The sequence below is a fragment of the Microbulbifer regidiadema (SeqCode) genome (assembly GCF_052467605.1).
In genome coordinates this window covers 135879-153860 of the sequence record NZ_CP174316.1, presented here as the reverse complement: position 1 = coordinate 153860, position 17982 = coordinate 135879, and the positions used below count along the sequence as shown (strand labels likewise).

Annotated in this window: 21 protein-coding genes and 1 tRNA gene; 4 read left to right on the top strand and 18 right to left on the bottom strand. The window is 50.1% G+C overall.

Annotated features, from left to right (window positions below; genetic code table 11):
• Positions 1 to 102: 102 nt before the first annotated feature.
• The 6 genes from ACJJIF_RS01470 to ACJJIF_RS01445 all read right to left on the bottom strand — a co-directional run bounded on the left by ACJJIF_RS01470 (position 103) and on the right by ACJJIF_RS01445 (position 4929).
• The gene (locus tag ACJJIF_RS01470) at positions 103 to 411 is read right to left on the bottom strand and encodes a cupin domain-containing protein (protein ID WP_444930484.1); all 309 of its coding nucleotides are present in this window, start codon (positions 409 to 411) and stop codon (positions 103 to 105) included.
• Between the two features lie 568 nt (positions 412 to 979).
• Complete coding sequence (locus ACJJIF_RS01465; RefSeq protein ID WP_444930483.1) at positions 980 to 1369, bottom strand: DoxX-like family protein; 390 nt, start codon at positions 1367 to 1369, stop codon at positions 980 to 982.
• A gap of 770 nt (positions 1370 to 2139) precedes the next feature.
• A complete protein-coding gene (locus tag ACJJIF_RS01460; RefSeq protein ID WP_444930482.1) occupies positions 2140 to 2787 on the bottom strand; it encodes a site-2 protease family protein in 648 nt (215 codons plus the stop codon).
• Between the two features lie 145 nt (positions 2788 to 2932).
• Entirely contained in the window at positions 2933 to 3451 is a 519-nt protein-coding gene (locus tag ACJJIF_RS01455; protein WP_444930481.1) for a MaoC family dehydratase, read from the bottom strand.
• A 32-nt stretch (positions 3452 to 3483) separates the two neighbouring features.
• Positions 3484 to 4011, bottom strand: coding sequence for a MaoC family dehydratase (locus ACJJIF_RS01450; protein ID WP_444930480.1), 528 nt, complete (start codon positions 4009 to 4011; stop codon positions 3484 to 3486).
• A 66-nt stretch (positions 4012 to 4077) separates the two neighbouring features.
• A complete protein-coding gene (locus ACJJIF_RS01445) occupies positions 4078 to 4929 on the bottom strand; it encodes an HpcH/HpaI aldolase/citrate lyase family protein (RefSeq protein ID WP_444930479.1) in 852 nt (283 codons plus the stop codon).
• A 276-nt stretch (positions 4930 to 5205) separates the two neighbouring features.
• On the opposite strand from ACJJIF_RS01445, the gene ACJJIF_RS01440 reads away from it, so the two are divergent.
• Positions 5206 to 6405, top strand: a complete 1200-nt coding sequence (locus ACJJIF_RS01440) for a CaiB/BaiF CoA transferase family protein (RefSeq protein WP_444930478.1) — start codon at positions 5206 to 5208, stop codon at positions 6403 to 6405.
• Positions 6406 to 6417: 12 nt separating this feature from the next.
• Here the strand turns inward: ACJJIF_RS01440 and ACJJIF_RS01435 are convergent, their stop codons facing one another.
• The 8 genes from ACJJIF_RS01435 to ccmA form a co-directional block, all read right to left on the bottom strand.
• On the bottom strand, positions 6418 to 7014 hold the full coding sequence (locus tag ACJJIF_RS01435; protein WP_444930477.1) for an IMPACT family protein: 597 nt from the start codon (positions 7012 to 7014) through the stop codon (positions 6418 to 6420).
• Positions 6977 to 7561, bottom strand: a complete 585-nt coding sequence (locus ACJJIF_RS01430) for a DsbE family thiol:disulfide interchange protein (RefSeq protein ID WP_444930476.1) — start codon at positions 7559 to 7561, stop codon at positions 6977 to 6979. The genes ACJJIF_RS01435 and ACJJIF_RS01430 overlap by 38 nt, the downstream gene beginning before the upstream one ends.
• A gap of 15 nt (positions 7562 to 7576) precedes the next feature.
• A complete protein-coding gene (locus ACJJIF_RS01425; RefSeq protein WP_444930475.1) occupies positions 7577 to 9562 on the bottom strand; it encodes a heme lyase CcmF/NrfE family subunit in 1986 nt (661 codons plus the stop codon).
• A complete protein-coding gene (locus ACJJIF_RS01420) occupies positions 9559 to 10008 on the bottom strand; it encodes a cytochrome c maturation protein CcmE (protein WP_444930474.1) in 450 nt (149 codons plus the stop codon). The genes ACJJIF_RS01425 and ACJJIF_RS01420 overlap by 4 nt, the downstream gene beginning before the upstream one ends.
• An 86-nt stretch (positions 10009 to 10094) precedes the next feature.
• A complete protein-coding gene (ccmD, locus tag ACJJIF_RS01415) occupies positions 10095 to 10337 on the bottom strand; it encodes a heme exporter protein CcmD (RefSeq protein WP_444930473.1) in 243 nt (80 codons plus the stop codon).
• Between the two features lies 1 nt (position 10338).
• On the bottom strand, positions 10339 to 11082 hold the full coding sequence (locus ACJJIF_RS01410) for a heme ABC transporter permease (protein ID WP_444930472.1): 744 nt from the start codon (positions 11080 to 11082) through the stop codon (positions 10339 to 10341).
• Positions 11083 to 11096: 14 nt separating this feature from the next.
• Positions 11097 to 11810 (bottom strand): heme exporter protein CcmB, encoded by a 714-nt coding sequence (gene ccmB, locus ACJJIF_RS01405; protein WP_444930471.1) that lies wholly within the window; start codon positions 11808 to 11810, stop codon positions 11097 to 11099.
• A complete protein-coding gene (ccmA, locus tag ACJJIF_RS01400) occupies positions 11797 to 12471 on the bottom strand; it encodes a cytochrome c biogenesis heme-transporting ATPase CcmA (RefSeq protein WP_444930470.1) in 675 nt (224 codons plus the stop codon). The genes ccmB and ccmA overlap by 14 nt, the downstream gene beginning before the upstream one ends.
• 297 nt (positions 12472 to 12768) lie before the next feature.
• Between ccmA and ACJJIF_RS01395 the strand changes: the two genes are divergently transcribed.
• On the top strand, positions 12769 to 13452 hold the full coding sequence (locus tag ACJJIF_RS01395; RefSeq protein ID WP_444930469.1) for a 2OG-Fe(II) oxygenase: 684 nt from the start codon (positions 12769 to 12771) through the stop codon (positions 13450 to 13452).
• Between the two features lie 475 nt (positions 13453 to 13927).
• On the opposite strand, the gene ACJJIF_RS01390 is transcribed toward ACJJIF_RS01395, so the two are convergent.
• Positions 13928 to 14107 carry a PA3496 family putative envelope integrity protein gene (locus tag ACJJIF_RS01390; RefSeq protein WP_444930468.1) on the bottom strand — a complete coding sequence of 60 codons (180 nt, stop codon included), beginning with the start codon at positions 14105 to 14107 and terminating at the stop codon, positions 13928 to 13930.
• Between the two features lie 398 nt (positions 14108 to 14505).
• Here ACJJIF_RS01390 and ACJJIF_RS01385 point away from each other — a divergent pair.
• Positions 14506 to 14581 (top strand) — tRNA-Arg (locus tag ACJJIF_RS01385).
• A gap of 473 nt (positions 14582 to 15054) precedes the next feature.
• Here ACJJIF_RS01385 and hdeA read toward each other — a convergent pair.
• Both hdeA and ACJJIF_RS01375 read right to left on the bottom strand, forming a co-directional pair.
• Positions 15055 to 15423: an acid-activated periplasmic chaperone HdeA gene (gene hdeA, locus ACJJIF_RS01380; protein WP_444930467.1), complete on the bottom strand. Its 369-nt coding sequence runs from the start codon at positions 15421 to 15423 to the stop codon at positions 15055 to 15057.
• Between the two features lie 437 nt (positions 15424 to 15860).
• On the bottom strand, positions 15861 to 16361 hold the full coding sequence (locus ACJJIF_RS01375; protein WP_444930466.1) for a GmrSD restriction endonuclease domain-containing protein: 501 nt from the start codon (positions 16359 to 16361) through the stop codon (positions 15861 to 15863).
• A 415-nt stretch (positions 16362 to 16776) separates the two neighbouring features.
• Here ACJJIF_RS01375 and ACJJIF_RS01370 point away from each other — a divergent pair, with 415 nt between their 5' ends.
• Positions 16777 to 17133, top strand: coding sequence for a DUF7079 family protein (locus ACJJIF_RS01370; RefSeq protein WP_444930465.1), 357 nt, complete (start codon positions 16777 to 16779; stop codon positions 17131 to 17133).
• 56 nt (positions 17134 to 17189) lie between these two features.
• On the opposite strand, the gene ACJJIF_RS01365 is transcribed toward ACJJIF_RS01370, so the two are convergent.
• Positions 17190 to 17645: a 3TM-type holin gene (locus ACJJIF_RS01365; protein ID WP_444930464.1), complete on the bottom strand. Its 456-nt coding sequence runs from the start codon at positions 17643 to 17645 to the stop codon at positions 17190 to 17192.
• Positions 17646 to 17982 lie beyond the last annotated feature (337 nt).

Here is a 17982-nt window from a genome sequence, read left to right as displayed (position 1 = left end):
TCATCACACAAAACCACACCTGGATATAACACAGGTTATTCTGACTATTTAGCCCAAGAACCATAATGCCAAGAACTGAATTTGCTATGCAAATTCAAAGCATTAACGTTTAAACCAAAATTCAATTTCATCGGTTTCAACCTCAAACTGTGCAGAGTGCTCAACATTCGCAGGAACATAATACCATTGGCCCACACCAATTCTTTTAGTCATCCCATCCATTGTAAGGATAAGCTCCCCCTTCGTGATAACTCCATGATTCTCTGTATCATGCACATGCGGAGGGATAATTGTTCCCGCTGGATAAGAAGCAAATAGAACATCACTATCTTTGGCTTCCAACTTGTACGCATCGAAACGGCCATCATAAGAAGGTAGATTTTTTATTTTATCGGGATAGCTTCCTGGCATTGACTCTTCCTTTATGTGAGTACATATAACACCCGTAATACAAGCAAACTGAAACGCTTTGATAACTTTTCGGCCCGCCTCACTAGCTACCTGTATACCTCACCACCAACTCAAGAGTCAAGGGGTTAAGTCTCACTCCAGAAAATAACGTGGATGCGAAAGTAATTTCACCGTAGAGTTCTGCTAATTTTTTTCACTCTTCCTCTGTCGGCTGGTAAGAGAGCATCTCACAGACCCATATACCCATACCGCCGAATATACGGATTACGTGTTCCGGCAGTTCACCTCTTACCTTTTTGCCAATGATGGCAGCTCCTAGTCCGCAGAGTGCTGGTTTGGCAAAATCCTCCTCTGATTTCTACACCGCAGTCACGACAAGTTGCTTTACCATCAGCCACTCTCTCAGCATGGTACAAATGTACTAAAGCAAGGCGCCAGACCTCTCCGTATAAAGATCGCTATAAAGTATACCCTCACTATAAATGGTCATACCAAATAAAACCATATAATATACCGTTAAACAGCTGAGATAAGTCGTGCTATATTCTTGAGCTCAACTTAGGGTTTTTCAGCCTCCTTTATTATGTGTACCGCACTCATCCGCCCTATTTAATAGGGTAAAACTCAATGCAATTAATGGTAAATTGGTAGTGACCGGATTAAATGCCTCAATAAGCAAACTCGGCATTTGAAGCATCACAAATAGCAACAGCATTGTAAGCCCAGCTATATTTAAATAGACAATGCTTTTCATTCGATAAAACACCAGGAACAACAACCCAAAGATGACCTCTAAGATTCCAGCTGCCTTCGTTATTAAATAGGATGCTTCAACTGAAAACCCTACAGTTGAAGTCATAGCTAATTCAAGAGGTGCCACATGAATCAATTTCGGAAATATCCCATGATAAATCCAGCTAAATCCAATAGTAATTCTTGCTATTTGTATTGAGTTCAACTTATTACCCCATATCAAACCTAATGTTGATAGCAAGAACCAGACGGAGCTGCTCCGCCTAATTCAAGCTATTGTAAACGGCACTAGCCAGCTATCCTCTAGCGATCGCCGTTAGCTAACCACTACCCGATAAATTTACGGGAAAAACACCATATTTTCCACGTTAATTAACACTACTATCGGTTTTACGCAATAACACAAAGATTTTTAGAGCTATCAGCTTAAAGTGAAGCCCTGCAAATGGAACCATGACACCAAGTTGAAGAGTGGCGTTCTGCTAACACGTACAAATAGAGGCTTTTGTATTTGACATCTACAAATATTCTAAAACTGATCACAACCATAACTGGGACAGAAATATACTTCCCGCCCCCTTTCCACACCACCGAGTATAGGGGGTACACACTGCGGCGATTTACCTTCTCCCTTTTTGTGACACTAAAAAGGGAGTCTACAATATATCTTTTCGACAACAACCGATAAAGGGCCGAGCTTTTGTTTGATCGCTATAGATTATGGGCAGGTTTTGTCATATTCCACTCAACCCGCACAGAAAACTTAGCCTCAAAAATCAATGCCTCGTCATCGACCTCACAACAAATAACGATCGCACTTACGCTTATAGATATGGCAAGCAGCATACAAAATAGAATCAAAATATTTAGATTTTTTTCTGCGTCCACGGCTGCTTATACCACCGCACGTAGGCGAGATTGGGTACTGGGGACAACCCCCAGAAAGAAGTGAAAGCACTGATTTGCTTTTTCGCCCTACCAGACATAGTAGATCATTGCAAATGACCAGCTTACATACAAATACATTGCAAGAATAAATGAAATATTAGCAGCTTTTATTTCCCAGCTTGCCTCAGGCTTTCCCATCTTAATTAAGTTAACGATTGCCTGGCCACCATTTAGCACAGTTAGCGGCAACAAATTAAAGGCGACCAACTTAATCTGCACAGTTGCTATGATAGAAATTATCGAGCTTTGTTGAATAAAATCCCGCGATCTTTGGATAAGATCTTGTCCAGTTGATAGGGGGTTAAGCCCACCTAAAATAATCTCTTGAAAAGCCGAAACGAATAAATTCAGACTATCCCTCCCCAAGACTAAATATGATATAAAAAATACCACAATACAACCTGATAAAGGTAAGAACACCTGAATCCCAAGCGGCTGGCCGTCCAATGTATATCTCTTCTCTTCCTCGTTTAATGTATCTTCTCTAGAATCTAAAGCTCTGACATATCCACTAATGGGTATTGGTTGAATTTTGAGCTTACCTATACTCAACAGGGTCGGTTCTACACCATATGAAAGCTCTTTAATCTTGACACCAAAAAGTACCAAGAACGCCGCGATCGTTGATATATGGAGGATCATGAAAATTTTTATAGATATTAATAATTCGATCATAGATATCAGTTAACGTTTCCAACAGGCCTAACCGGAACACTTAGCAAGTGAAGCGCGCTGTACAGGCTAACTTGCTTGCATATTATCAACCCGCCTTGACCGGCAATTAATCAATTATTTTATAGTAATTTTATCCTGCCGCCTATCAATACCCCGCAGCCCCATAGGGACCAAAGCCCTTGCGATACACTAACAGGGTCCGTTTGTAAGAGCAGACCTGCTCTCCGTGCTGATTTTGGGCGCGGGAATAGATACTGAGCAGACCTCGGTCCGAGCGCGACTTTGACTCCCGCTTTGAGAGTATTTCAGATTCAAAATACAAGGTATCCCCCACATAAACCGGCTGTAACTCACAATCAATCATCTCTAAATTGGCCAAAACCTTACCAAAGGTTTTTGTGGTCTGCGCCATAGCGCTAAGGACGAAGGTTTCTAAAACACGCGCTCTATTACCGTATACTCGATGCGCATAGATCTGATCGGGGATAAATGGAGTTAGATCAAAGGAGTGCAATGCATAGTTGGTGCAACTGGCCTGGGTAAATGTGCGACCCGGGCGATGCTCAAAAATCTGGCCCACCTCAAAATCTTCAAAATCTATACCGAAAGTTTCTATATAGACGTTATCTTCGACTTCCCGTAAGAAGCTAAACGATTCTTTCATTAAGACCACCTAAATTGTGAAGCTGAACTTTATCAATAGCCGTTAGCAGAGAAAGGCAGATGATTGCGTTTATAAACCAATATATCGCAACGCATTTCACAGATGGTTTTTCTATCCTGATTTTTGCCGTAAACAGCTATATTTACCAAACCGGCGTCGGAGTGTTGCCGGACTGCCTGCACCTCTAAAACCTCAGTTTCTGCATACAGGGTATTCCCGCCGTAGACTGGAGCAACCATGGTTATGCTACCCCAGCCAATAATTTTCTTGCGGCGATTGTAGGTCTTCCAAGTCAACCCCATTAACTTTTGCACAATTAATGTGGTATCCACCAGCGGCCGAGCAAATTCGGTCTGGGCGGTATAGCATTCGTCAAAGTGTAGCATTGCTTGGTTTAAGGTATTAATACACTCCTCTTTATTGTCCTGTTGGCTGATAGTCACTCCCGGCCGGTGTCGGAATACCTGCCCTACTTTGAAGTCTTCAAAATCGAGACCATAACGCTCCCGGTAGCGGTTTTTTCCAGTGCGGATATAAGCCGGGAAGTGATAATGGGGCATAAGAACCTCTAAGCCGGTAAAGACAGAAGGTAAACGCCTGGATAGGCTTGAAATGGCCTGCTGTAATCAGACTCCTTTGGCGGCCGCGACAATTTTCAGGGCCCGCTCCACCACCGGCATATCCACCATTTGGCCATCGACAACCAATACTCCACCGCAGTTTTGCTCGTAAGCTTGTACAACGCGCCGCGCGTGGGATAGGGCTTCACTTGACGGGGCCAATCCCCGGTGAATCGCGACAACTTGTCTGGGGTGGATAGCCACTTTTCCAGAGAAACCCAGCGCGGAAACTCGTCGGGTTTCATTCAACAAGCCCTCGTTATCCTCAATATCCAGCCAGGGGCCGTCCACTGCATGTATGCCGGCAAAAGCTGCGGCTTGTACCAGCCTACCTCTACCGTAGTGGAGCGCGTCCCAGCCCATGTCCGAGCCCACCGCTGCGCTGTAGTCGGCAGTGCCAAAGGCCAGACAAACGACTCCGTCCGCCTGGGCAATACTCAAGGCATTTTCCAGACCTTTCGGCGACTCAAGCAAAGCCATAATTCGAATAGTTTTATGGGAGGGGGCCATTACCTGGCAGAATCCAACAACCTCTTCTGCCGACTGTACCTTGGGTATAATAATAATGTCCGGCAAGCGGTCCAGGGCTAATAGCATTAGCATATCTTTAATGCCGTGATCACTTTCGAGTTCATTAATTCTCAGCGCTCGCTGAATTTTTGAATCACTCTCCATAGTAAAGAATCTGATCACCTGCTCCCTGGCCATATCTTTATCCCCCAGCGCGACAGCATTTTCCAAGTCTACGCAGGCGATATCAGCTCCACTCTGGATGGCCTTTTTATAGCGGTCAGGCCGGGTGGCGGGAACAAATAGAACACTTCGGAACAGCTGAGTTTGATTGGTGATACTGCCCATATAGTTAAACTCTCACACTAAATCAAGTAATGACCACCTGAAATCATTTGTTTCCAACTCTAGGGAGCGGCCTTTCACCAAGACTAGCAACTCTGGTCTGGAAAATATCGCGCAGCCATAACCCCTGTAATCGACTGGCCATCCCCACCAAAAATAGGTTTACATGGAGCCATCCGGGAATACCGGATAATTCGCAGGCTCCGCAACCCTATAGGGCAAAGGCCTTTGTTCTATGCTAGGGGATAGAGCAAACCCTTTTTAGTGGGATATCCCAGCATGTTACCTCTGTCTGGATTGCGGATTGTGGCGGTAGAGCAGTACGGTGCAGGTCCTTTTGGCACACTCTATCTGGCCAATTTGGGAGCTGAAATCATTAAAGTTGAAGATATCTCCCGTGGAGGGGACGTAGCCCGCACTGTGGGCCCCTATTTTGTGGAGGGTGAATCCGGGGATAATAGCAGTCTTTTTTTCCAGGCTTTTAATCACAATAAGCGCAGCCTGTCCCTCAATCTCTCTTCGCCCGAGGGTCAGGAAATTTTACACAAACTGATCCTCAGCGCGGATGCTCTCACCGATAATTTACGCGGAGACGTGCCGGACAAGCTGGGGATTACCTACAAGCAGCTGGGAAAAATAAATCCGAAACTTGTTTGTGCCCACCTGACCGCTTACGGTCGCGATGGCGACAGGGCCAAGTGGCCGGGCTACGATTATCCTGTGCAGGCGGAAGTGGGCTATTTCAAACTGACTGGCGAACCCGATGGCCCGCCAACCCGCTGCGGCCTATCCCTAGTGGATTTATCCACCGGTGTGGCCCTCGCGCTGGCGGTTGTTTCTGGAATACTGAATGCCAGGGAAACCGGTAGGGGGCGAGATATCGATGTCAGCCTGTTTGACAACGCTTTGTACAATTTAAGCTACGTCGCCATGTGGCAATTGAATGCGGGGCACAACCAAAAGCGGGTGCCGCGATCTGCGCACTTCTCCCTAAACCCCTGCCAATTGTATAAAACCCAGGACGATTGGATTTACGTGATGTGCAATAAGGAAAAATTCTGGGCGGCTCTCTGTCAATGTATCGAACACCCAGAGTTAACCGAAGCAGCGCAGTTTGCCAACTTTAAGGCGCGCAGGGAAAATTTGCAGGAATTGACTCGAACACTCGATGACATACTATCCAGAAAAACTACCGCAGAGTGGTTAAGTATTTTTTCCGGTCAAGTGCCGGCGGCCCCGGTATACGATGTGGCGCAGGCGCTGACAAACCCTTTTGTTTCTGCAACTGACCGTATTCAGTCCATCCCCTGTGATCACGGCGGGGATATTAAAGTCCTGGCACCGCCAATTCGCTGTGATGGAGAGAGGGTCAAATTCAGGCGGGCACCCACCCTGGGGGAAGATACCAAGGCAATTCTGACTGAACTGGGTTACTCCGATGCGGAAATAACCCAGCTGGCCAACTGCGGAATTATTTGAAAGCAGCCATTCTCAATCGTCGAGAATCTGAAAACTCTCCGCCAATAACTGCGCCTGCAATGACGACCACTGATCCTGGGGAAGTGAAATAGGTACGGTAACCCTGCTGGCGTACTCCGCCTGGCCACACTGCCCCTGGTGTCGCCCCACTAAAAAACGCAGGCGCGCCTCCTGGGCAAAATCACAGCAAATCGACATATGGACTAAAGGGATAAAGGGCTGCAAGGGGATATCTTGCAAAGCGGCACCCACCGCACCGCGATAAGCCCGCATCAAGCCGCCAACCCCGAGCTTGGTGCCACCAAAATAGCGGGTCACAATAGCTCCCACGTTGCCAACCCCCTGCTTCAGCAGTAACTCCAACATCGGCCGCCCGGCACTGCCCCCCGGCTCACCGTCGTCATCTGCTTGCATAGCGTCGGGATTGGAGGGGTTGCCGATTACCAGTGCGGTACAGTGGTGGCTGGCATCGGGGTATTGAGCGCGGACAGTATCCAGCTGTTGCTGAAAAGCCGCTTTATCTTCTACTGGCCCCAGCCAGCAGATAAAACGGCTCTTCTTTTCTTCCGTCTCACTGACAACGGGAGATGAGGGAATCTGATAACTCACCGACAATATCGTCCCAGCGCTGGTTTTTTAATTTCTCATACAGGGGCTGGAGCTTGGTCTGCCAGACTTTGTTGTCGACAACACCCACGTGCTTGCAGCGAATTGTTCCCTCGGCGTCCACCAGGAAGGTTTCCGGTGCACCGAAAACCCCCAGGTCCAGGGCCAAACGGCCATCCCGATCAGCCAGGCTATACAGGTAGGGGTTGTGGAATTTCTCCAACCACTTGATCGCCGCCTCGTCCTCATCTTTGAGGTTAACGCCAACAATCGGCACACCCTGCTCAGCCAGAGCGTTCAGGTAGGGGTGTTCAACCCGGCAGGCCACACACCAAGTCGCCCACACATTCAACAAATGTGGGCCACTGGGAAGGTCTTTCTTCTCTACAACCTGGCTGTTATCCGCCACTTTTTGCAAGGAAAATTCCGGCACGGGCTTATTCAGCAGTGCCGATGGCATTTCCTGTGGGTTCAGGAAGAGGCCCCGCCAAAATAACAGGGCCAGTACGGCAAAAATCACCAGGGGCAAAAAGAGTTTGAGTCTCGACATTATCCTTTCCAACTATTATGCCGTAGCAACATTGCCTGAAACGTCTAGCGCCTTAGCGACTTTCGCTTTGCGGTAGCGCTTATCCGCCACCGCAATAGCTCCACCGATCGCCATCAGCAGTGAGCCCAGCCAAATCCAAACCACAAAGGCTTTGTACTGGAGGCGCACGGCCCAATCGCCACTGGGATTGGACCTGTCCAGCGGCTCACCGAGGGCCACATAGATATCGCGGAAGAGGCCAGTATCGATCGCCGCCTCTGTCATGGTGTTGCCACCAGACAGATAATTGCGCTTCTGCGGGTGCAGCTCCGCAACCGGCTCGCCATCCTTGCTGACATGCAAGACACCTTCAAAGGCCCGGTAATTGGGCCCCTGGGCCATACGCACACCATCAAATTTGAACTCGTAACCGGAAACTTGGAAGCTGTCCCCTGCCCCCATACGCACATCTTCCTCGACGCTGTAGACGGTGGTCAGCACCACCCCCAGTACCGAAACCGCAAGGCCGATATGCGCGATATGCATACCGTAGTAACTGGCTCTCTGGCGCTTGAGACCGGCAAAGAATGAGCTGGAATTGCGGGTCTTGGCCACGATATCAGCGAGACTGGAGGCAAAGACCCAGAGACCAATAAAGATACCCAGTGCCGCTCCCCAGTGGAAATCTCCCAGGGCCAGGGTCCACAGCAAGGCAACTACCAGCGAAGCGACAAATGGCAAACGCCATGCGCTCAGCAGCTTATCCCAGCGGCTGTCTTTCCAGTTGGCGCGCACCCCCATTCCCAGCAACAGACACAGAACAACCGTCAGCGGCACAAAGAACAGATTGAAGAAGGGCGGGCCCACACTGACCTTACCCCAGTTCATGGCGTCGGCCAGCAGCGGATACAGAGTGCCGGTCAGAACCATCCCCATAATCAACATCAACAGAATATTATTGCCGAGCAGGAAGGTCTCCAGTGAGCGGAAAGAGAAAACACTGCGCGCGCTGACAGTCGGTGCGCGCAGAGCGAACAACAACAGAGAGCTGCCAATAACCACAGCCAGGAAGCCCAGGATAAAGCTTCCGCGCAGCGGGTCTGTGGCAAAGGCATGCACCGAGGTAATAACCCCGGAGCGCACCAGGAAGGTTCCGAGCAGGCTAAGGCTGAAGGCGAAAATCGCCAGCAGGATAGTCCAACTCTTAAACAGGCCACGCTTCTCAGTCACCGCCAGGGAGTGCATCAAGGCCGTGCCCACCAGCCAGGGCATCAGGGACGCGTTCTCAACCGGGTCCCAGAACCACCAGCCGCCCCAGCCCAATTCGTAATAGGCCCACCAGCTGCCCAGGGCAATACCCAGGGTTAGGAAGCCCCAGGCCACCGCAGTCCAGGGTCTGGCCCAGCGAGCCCACACCGCATCCAGCTGGCCGCCGAGCAGCGCGGCAATGGCAAAGGCGAAGGCCACCGAGAAGCCCACATACCCCATATACAGCAGGGGCGGATGGAAAATCATACCCGGGTCCTGCAACAGCGGGTTCAGGTCTGAACCCTCCATCGGCGGAAATGGCAGGGTGCGATCAAACGGGTTGGAGGTGAATAGGATAAACAGGAAGAAGCCGATCAAGACAAAACCGAGCACGGATAAAACCCGCGCAGACAGCTCTTCGGGCAACTGTTTACCAAACAGCGCTACGGCCGCAGCCCAGCCCGCCTGAATCAAAAGCCACAACAGGATCGAGCCCTCGTGCCCGCCCCAAACAGCAGTGACTTTGTAATAAACCGGCAGAATACTGTTGGAGTTCTGCGCAACGTAATTAACCGTAAAATCACTCTGCACAAAGGAAGTCGTCAGGCAGGCAAACGCGATCAATACAAAAGCAAAAATACCCAGGGCCAGCGGGCGTCCCGCCTCCATCCACACCGGACGCGATGAGTAGCTGCCGGCCATCGGCACTGTCGCGAGAGCAATAGAAAGCAGCAAGCCAATAATTAATGCAAAATGGCCCAGCTCAGGGATCATATTTTCGCTCCATCGGTGCAACCTTCGTGGGAGACCATGGTATCGGCAACCTCCGGCGGGGTATAAGTTTCATCGTGTTTGGCCAGTACCTGGTCCGCACGCAGAACACCGTTGGGCATCAGCTGACCGGTAATAACTGCCGCTTCTCCCTCGGCAAAAAGGTCCGGTAAGATTTTGTCGAAAACAACGGAGAGTTGGGCCTCGCCATCGGTAATCACAAACTGTACATCAAGGCTATCTACAGCGCGCTGCACACTGCCCGGGACGACACATCCACCCGCACGAATTCGCTTCTCCATAGGGACTTCACCCGCTGCAAAAGCCTTGGGGGCATAGAAATAATCGATATTGCCGCGCATCGCATAGGCTACAAAGCCCACAGCTGCACTGGACAAAACCACCAAAACAAGTACGAGTATTAGGCGTTGCTTGCGTACAGGGTGCATTGTCTTAGTCCTACTCCATAACTATTTAATTCTGTTCGCGGATAGGTTCTCCAGCACCCTACCCACTAGAATCCGGCAAATTAAAATTAAGCCGGCTCCTCTGCTGTTTCTTTTTCTTTGGCTTGTGTGCGCTCACTGACTACCTGACGGCGGCGCTGGGCCAGTTTTTGCTGGCGCGCCAGCTCTGCCTGTAGCCCCCGGCGGGCAATAAACGGATAGAAGGCCATTGCCGCGAGACACAGGAAAGTCACCGCATAAGACACCCACACGTAAGCGCCATGGCCATTCATCGCCAGGAACTCGGCCAAGTTGGCAAATTGAAATTCCACTCTATCGACCTCCCGCTAGCTCTTCCTGTACCCACTTGGTGCGCATCTCACGCTTCAACAGCAGAGTGCGGGTGTGGGTCAGCAGGGTCCAGGCGTACAGACAGTAAAAACCGATAATCATGGTCAGCAGTGGGTAAAACATACTCGGATCAATACTGCTGGACTCGGTCAGGCGAATTGTCGCGGGCTGGTGCAGGGTAAACCACCAGTCCACAGACTTATAAATAATGGGGATATTAACTGTGCCCACTAAAGCCAATAGTGCGGAGGCTTTATCGGCAACCTGCTCTCGGCTCACCGCGCGGGAAAGGGCCATAACCCCGATATAGAGAAACAGGAGGATCAGCATTGAAGTAATGCGAGCATCCCACACCCAGTAGGCTCCCCAGGTAGGCTTGCCCCACACAGCGCCGGTAAACAATGAGATAAACGTCAACACCGCGCCGATCGGCGCCGCAGCGCGCATCACGGCAAAGGAGAGTTTCATCTTCCAGATCAGGCCGATAGCGCCGCTGATCGCCATAATGTAATAACCGGCCAGGGCCAGGAAAGCGGCGGGTACATGGATAAAGATAATCCGGTAGCTATTGCCCTGTTTGGCATCCTCCGGGGCAAAACCCAGGCCCCAGACACTGCCAACAGCGAGCAATAAAACACTAGCCAGCGCCAGCCAGGGCAACCAGGCTTCAGATTTTTGATAGAACCAGCGGGGCGAACCCAGGCGGTGAAACCATTGCCAAGCCAAGAAAGACCTCCGAATCAATTATCCAGGCTAATACGTATTGCACCCGCAGCAGCGAGTGGCGCCAGTGCCGCAGCCGCTGCGAGAAGTGCGGCCAAAATCGCCAGTTGAGCGCTGTAGGTATAGCCGTCAATTGCCGCCTGTACCGCGCCAGTGCCGAAGATTAGCACGGGCACATACAGCGGCATAACAATTAGTGCCAGGAGCAAACCGGGGCGGCGCAAGGCGACGGTGAGCGCCGCTCCAATAGCCCCAATCAAGCTCAAGCTCGCGGTTCCCAACAGCAGGGAAACCAGCAAACAAACGTAACCATCCACGGGCAAGTTCAGCATCAGGGCGAGCAATGGCGACAGCAGTGCCAGCGGCAGGCCTGTGGCAATCCAGTGCACCAGGGATTTGGCAAGCACCGCAAAATAGAGCGGTTGCGGTAACAGGGTGAGCTGCTCCAGGGTGCCATCTTCAAAATCACCCCGAAATAGACTCTCCTGAGAGAGCATGGTGGCCAGCAGGGCCATTACCCAGATCATGCCCGGGGCCATCTTTGCCAGAAGTTCGGGCTCAGGTCCCACCCCTAAAGGCAAAAGTGCTAAAACCGTCACAAAAAATAATAACGGATTGGCAATATCTGCTCGCTTTCGCAATGCCAGGAGCATTTCAATCCGAAACAGCGCCATAAAACCGGGGCCGCCACGCACTTCGCCCGCCGGCGCTTTGACATCAGCAGGCAACATCCGCTCCCCCAAAATCATCAAAAGATTCAGCAACCGAGTAGTCAGACAAATTGACCGCACTGAGTCCGGTCAGCGACAGGGGCTGGTGGGAAGTCAGCAGGATCGCCCCCCCACTGTGAAGGTGAGCGGCCATCTGCGTTTCCAGAGCGGCAACTCCCACTACGTCGAGGGCGGTGAGGGGCTCATCGAGTATCCACAAACGGGGGGAGTTGGGCAGGAACAATCGGGCCAGGGCGACCCGTCGATTCTGCCCAGCGGAAAGCGAGTGACACAGGCTGTCTTCAAAGCCTGTCAGGTCGACTTTATCCAACGCAGTGAGCGCGTCCTCCTGGTGAGCCCCATACCAGCTGAGGTTTTCCAGCGGCGTCAGACCACTGCGCACCCCGCCCCGGTGGCCTATATACAACAGGGACTCCCGCAGGGCCGGCAGCGACTGCGGATAGGGGGAGCCACACCAGAGGATCTCTCCAGTGAAATCACTGCTGCTGCCAATCAAAGTGCGCAGCAGGGTGGTCTTACCCGCACCATTGCTTCCTTTGATCTGAATCGCAGTACCGGCCTTTAAAGAGAACCGCAGGCCCTCAAACAAGCGCCGACCATCCCTTTCGCAGGCGAGATCACTCACTTGCAGCACAACTTGGGACTTGGGAGTCACAGACATTTCAGGATAAAACCGCTCTGACAAAATCTGGCCGGCATTATACCGGGACCAGCGCTAATTGCATTGCCTCAGCCGATAACAATTCAGTCACTCTTGATCTTTCGCAAGAATGCCCACTTATTCACATCGGAAAACGCTATTTACGTTGGCAGGGAATGACCGTTTTGATACTTTCCCAGCGTCGTGAAACTCCGTACCTATTTCTCGCTGTACCCCAAGGAAGTGGGTGTTCTCAGCAGTCGACATAAGACTGGAACCCGAAAGGGCCAATACTTTCGTTCGTAAGGATGCGTGTCTATGACCAACCTCGCCACCCCTATCGCCCCCTGGCTCGATGCCAATACGATAACCGGCCGGGAAAGCCAGATTTACCAGCGGCCATTTCCCTTCTTCATCGCCGAGAACTTATTGGCAGAGGAGCTTATGGCATCCTTTATTAAAGATTTCCCCCAGCTCAAAGGAGCCGGCTACCTTCCCTACGATAGAAGTAGCTGTGGCACCACAATCAATGAACTTATTGAACAATTTAGAGCGCCGGCGTTTGCCGATGCTATCGGCAACAACTTAGGTATTGAGAATCTCTCTCAATACCCAACCTATGTTTCTATTAGCCGCACACTCAAGAAACGTCACGGCCGCATCCATACCGACGGCCAATCAAAAATTGCCACCGCCCTACTCTACCTCAACCCAGAGTGGTCTCTGGATGGCACCGGGTGTCTGCGCTTCTTAAACAGTGGCGACAATTTTGAGGATACCGCAGCTCCGGAAGTTAGACCCACCTATGGCACCCTGGCCGCATTTAAGCGAGCGGACAACTCCTTCCACGGACACTTGCCCTTCGAGGGCAAGAGACTGGTTATCCAAGTGGCCTGGCTGGTCAGTGACGCCGACAAAAACAGGAAGGCCAAGCGCGGCAAGTTCGCTTCAAAGCTTAAACGCTTGCTGGGCGGGTTTAAGGATAACTCAGCAATCGCATAAAACCTGTAAACTGCGGCCATTTCTAACCAATAACACAAAGCCCGCTTACCAAGCGGGCCCAAGGCCCTGAAAGATTCACTTCTCAATATACCCCTGATAAGTTCCAGCTCCCACTTTCAAGAAGCAATAAACCCGGGAGCCTGGGAGTAATTCCGTAATATCCCTGTGGGCTTTGACGGCTACAGATGCTAGGCGCAACTCGCCGCGAGTACTCACCGCCACTGATGAGAGCTGCAACACAGCAGCTTGGGAGAGCTAATTAATAAATGAGATAAGAAGGGAAGATAGCGGGCCGGCGTTTTCTAACTACAACAAAATCTTTACCGGAAAATACAAGGGCGTGACGGACAGGAAAGGCAAGTTTTTAATTAACTACGCAGGGTACAGTTCAAACAATCAGCTTTTGCAATTACTTTTATTGCCTCTCCGCACCCTGCATAGATTACTGAAGCCCTTAATACCTCAGCATACTTTATTAGTCGAAGTCATAATCCATTAATTCACGTCTTAAACGCTTCTCCTCCAGTTTATCTTCTACCATTCGACGGGCGTCGCGTGGTGGCTGGGAGGTGGCCTCCTTCAGCACTTCAGTGGCAATTTGTGGAATACCCACACTATCAAAATCTAGGTGTCTTTCGTTAACGTGGCCGCTCATACGAAACTCCATAATCTTGACTAGAGAATGCAAAAATTTCCTTATTGCACCGAGGGTGCGATTGCAGATTAGCCAGCCCGATCAATTGTGGTCAAGCAATAATTCATCAAGTGGAAACACACTTAACACGGGAAAATTACCCGACAAATCACTGTGCAAAGCCATCCGCAAAAATTACGTTTTCCAAGTCAAAGTAACGAACAAAAAAGGCAGATTGATGAAGTTTTTTCGAAAATTTTAAGAATTGTGAATGACGGGAATAGGGGTAACCGAGTGGCTCTAATGTTACCCTGAGTGACACAATACAGACCACCGTTTGAGATTCGATACACTAACGGGCAAAGGATGACATGACACGAGGGCTTTCACAGGCTAGAATGGCGCCCTCTTCAGTAGCGGCCCCCGTCGGTTAACAGGATAAACCACGGACCTCCTAAGTCCGGACTGGTGGTTCGAGTCCACCCGGGGGCGCCATACTTACCCGTGTGAACCAGCGCACAAACACCTTAGCCGACACACAAGCAGCAGCAAGGTTAATCCATCCCGAAAAAGCCCAGTACAGCGAGCAGTCGCTTCCCCCCCCTTTACTATCTTGTTGACGACAGCATCTTTCCTGGGTGTTTTTTACTCAACGCCTCACAGTCACTGTTCAAAATTATTCCATCTTGAAAAGAGGCCCAACATGCTTCTGCAATACCTAAATCAGTAGCTACCAGGCACGAACCTGTGCGAATAGAATCTCTTCAGCCCCATACACTCGGATATAACCGCGCCCTGACAGTAAAACCACCTGAAGCCCGAAGTATCACGGAGTAGCCCCTTTATCGCTATCCCCAAATCGGCAAGCCCGACACAAGCCGGGCCCGGGGAAATATCACGGCAACTATTGGTGAATACCCCGACTAACAGGGCCCACTTGCGCGATTAGCACCACCGCCATTGTTCGTCTAATTGCCGCCCTGCATCTTCATCATCTGCTTCTCAGCTTTCTTTTCCTCGTGATGCATCTTCACCTTGTGCCACTCTTCTTTGAATTTACCCCAGAAGGATTCTTTAGGGGCTCTTGTACAAGCGGTAATCACCATCGGCGTTACTTTTTCTGTGCCATCGATATCCAGCACATCCCCCTCTTCTTTACCTTTCCCGGAGTAAGCCGCAGCCCAATAGACCGCCTTAGGCTTAAATTCATCATCAATCGCCAGAAAATCTGCACAGGTCCAGTCTTTTGCCGCCTTCTTGGGATGCTTGTCGGCAAAGGCCGCAGAAGCAGCCAGGCTGACAATAACCAAAGGAAGGATGTACTGCTTACTTTTCACAATTCGATCTCCAATATATCCAGGGGAATCACCCTGTGAATCAATTGCAGCTAATATGCAATCCGTTCGCTATCCACGGATTGGACAACAAGTCACCGAAGTGGCCGCGATAGATAGCGAGACAAAGGAAGGGCCCGGTTGACCGGCCTTACGACAGCGGAAACGCAAGCCAAGACGCAAAATCACCCAATGCCTGATCCTTTAACAGAATAGACGTATTTTTCATTTTAGGGGCAGTGAAACACACTTGATGACCTCGTCAACCTGCATACCACTCTAGCCACAGAAGGCAGGACCAATGGAGGGGACAACCTGCCTGCAGCAAAGCACTTCTCTCAATTGGATTTAGGTCTATCACTGATCAGATCAGAAATTATTGGCAGGGGCCCCCAGCAGCGAGCAGTCATTTACCCCTGCAGGGGGTACCGCTATCTAGCTTAACGGTCGAGCCCGTACTTGCGGGCAACAGCCTTAAATTGGCGAATATAAATAGTCTGGGCGGGCTCATAGGGCGGCAGCCACTGGTCGGGCCCCTTATCCCCCTTACTTCGATTGTGACTATCGTCCACCAGCCACAGGTTTGCCGGATCTTCCGCAAAAGCCTTGCGCCGCTCGCGGCTCCATTCAGCTCCACCATATTGATGCGCCCAAAATAGCGGCACTATATGCTCCACCTCCAAATCTGACGCCTGCTCAAAAAACTGCCCGGTGTAAGGGTCCATCCACAAACCGGATACTACGGTGCACCCTTTCTCATTGCCAAAGGTAACTGGTGCCAACGAAAGTCGGATCAATAGCTCCTGGCGAGTATTCTGGCAATCGCCGTCAACATCAGACCAACGCGGCAACCACTCATTGCGATCGTAAGACTGAGGCGCGGGTTCATAGCATCCGCTGAGCGTTAACAAAGCGATTAATAACGAAGATTTGACTCGCATAAATCTAAACTGCGACTAATTACTGCTGGAGGGGCATTTTGCTTATCGCTACCTGCCCCGTCAATAAGTCAAACTATTTTGACATACAATCTAGCTGGCACGAGTGTACGACACTCCCTGACCTTACAAAAAACACACTTAAATTACTGCCTTACTGCAAACTGTTTTTCAACTTTCCACTTCCACCTGCCGATAGACCCAGCATTCTCAGGCAGAGTAAAACCTACTCCCTCTAAAAGAGTACTTTAGTCCCGACCTCAATAATGAAATAAAATTCGGTTATGTATTTCTATACATTTATCGCCACGACATCCCCAAAACCAAATAGCAAACCGACCGCTTTATTAAAAACTCTAGATTCTAGTCAGCTCCCAATTTTCAAAAACACCAGAAATAATATTGGCGGCAGCCTAGAATGGAAGCAGCATTGACCCTTGCTGACAGGATTTTAAAAATGAAACCGCCTAAAGAAGATGTTAAAGATCGAATGCCGTTATGGGATAGCATGCAGCACCTCTATATGGATACAGACCACGACTGCTTGTATGAGCATATCGCCAGGTGTTGCGCCAAATCAAAATACACGCTAAATGAATCAGAGGAAATACTATTCAACGAAGTACTACCCGCCTTGAGATTTAATATTTTTTGCAACCCACTACCCGAGTGGACAGGCTTCAACACCCTAACCTTATTAAGGCTTATATTAACAAGGCACCGCTATGGAAAACGCAGGCCGTGGATTCTCAGGCGGACTACAAACGAGCACTGAAAAAAATAAAACCATTAATTGCGCTTAAGAGAAAACACAGCTGCTGATACAACTCGTTAAACTTTGTGTGTTTGCGTACCACGAGCTTTATCGTACGAACGCATTGCACCTATCCCAAGCATAGCCGTTATCATTGAAAATAACGCACCGGTTTCCAGCACCGGGGGCGGGGTCATTTCCAAGGGTATTAGGCCCTTAGCACTGTAGATTGCCCAGCACCAGCAGAGCAATGGATACAGAACAAACTGATAGGCCAGCGCCAAACCTCCCACCCAACCAATCCAAGGGCGCCAACCTGCAACAAATAAGCTTTTGTGTTGAGCTTCGACCTTATTAATTTCCAGCTGCCCGAGCAGCAACTGCACCTGAACATTCAGCTCTGCCAAACTACCCTTCTGCTTGAGCTCTTCTAACTTTCGAACCTCCTCAGCACGCTTTGCCGGGTCGGGCCAGATACGTTCAATAGCCATCTTGCCGGCCTGTAAAAGTGCCGTTAGGGGATCAAAACTCATGAGGACTCCAATATAAAGTGATTGATATTTAGCCCAGGCCTTACTGGCAGTATAATCGTGAGACTTCGGCATAAACTTACGCGCCTAGACTACCCGTCAGACATCTGAGCCACTTTGATGCCCATACTGAACACCAAGGGAGAGTTAACTAGATAAATCAGGGCTTTTGAACGACCTTAAACGTCCTGTATGTTCCCCAAGTGAAAACGCACATTGCAAAGATCGCACAGGGTGACAGATCAACAGGGTTCAAGAGAAGTAAGTAATGAATGCCAATATTAACACCGCTGGGAGAAAGCCATCACCCGCCCATCTCCAGACGGAAAACTTATCTTTT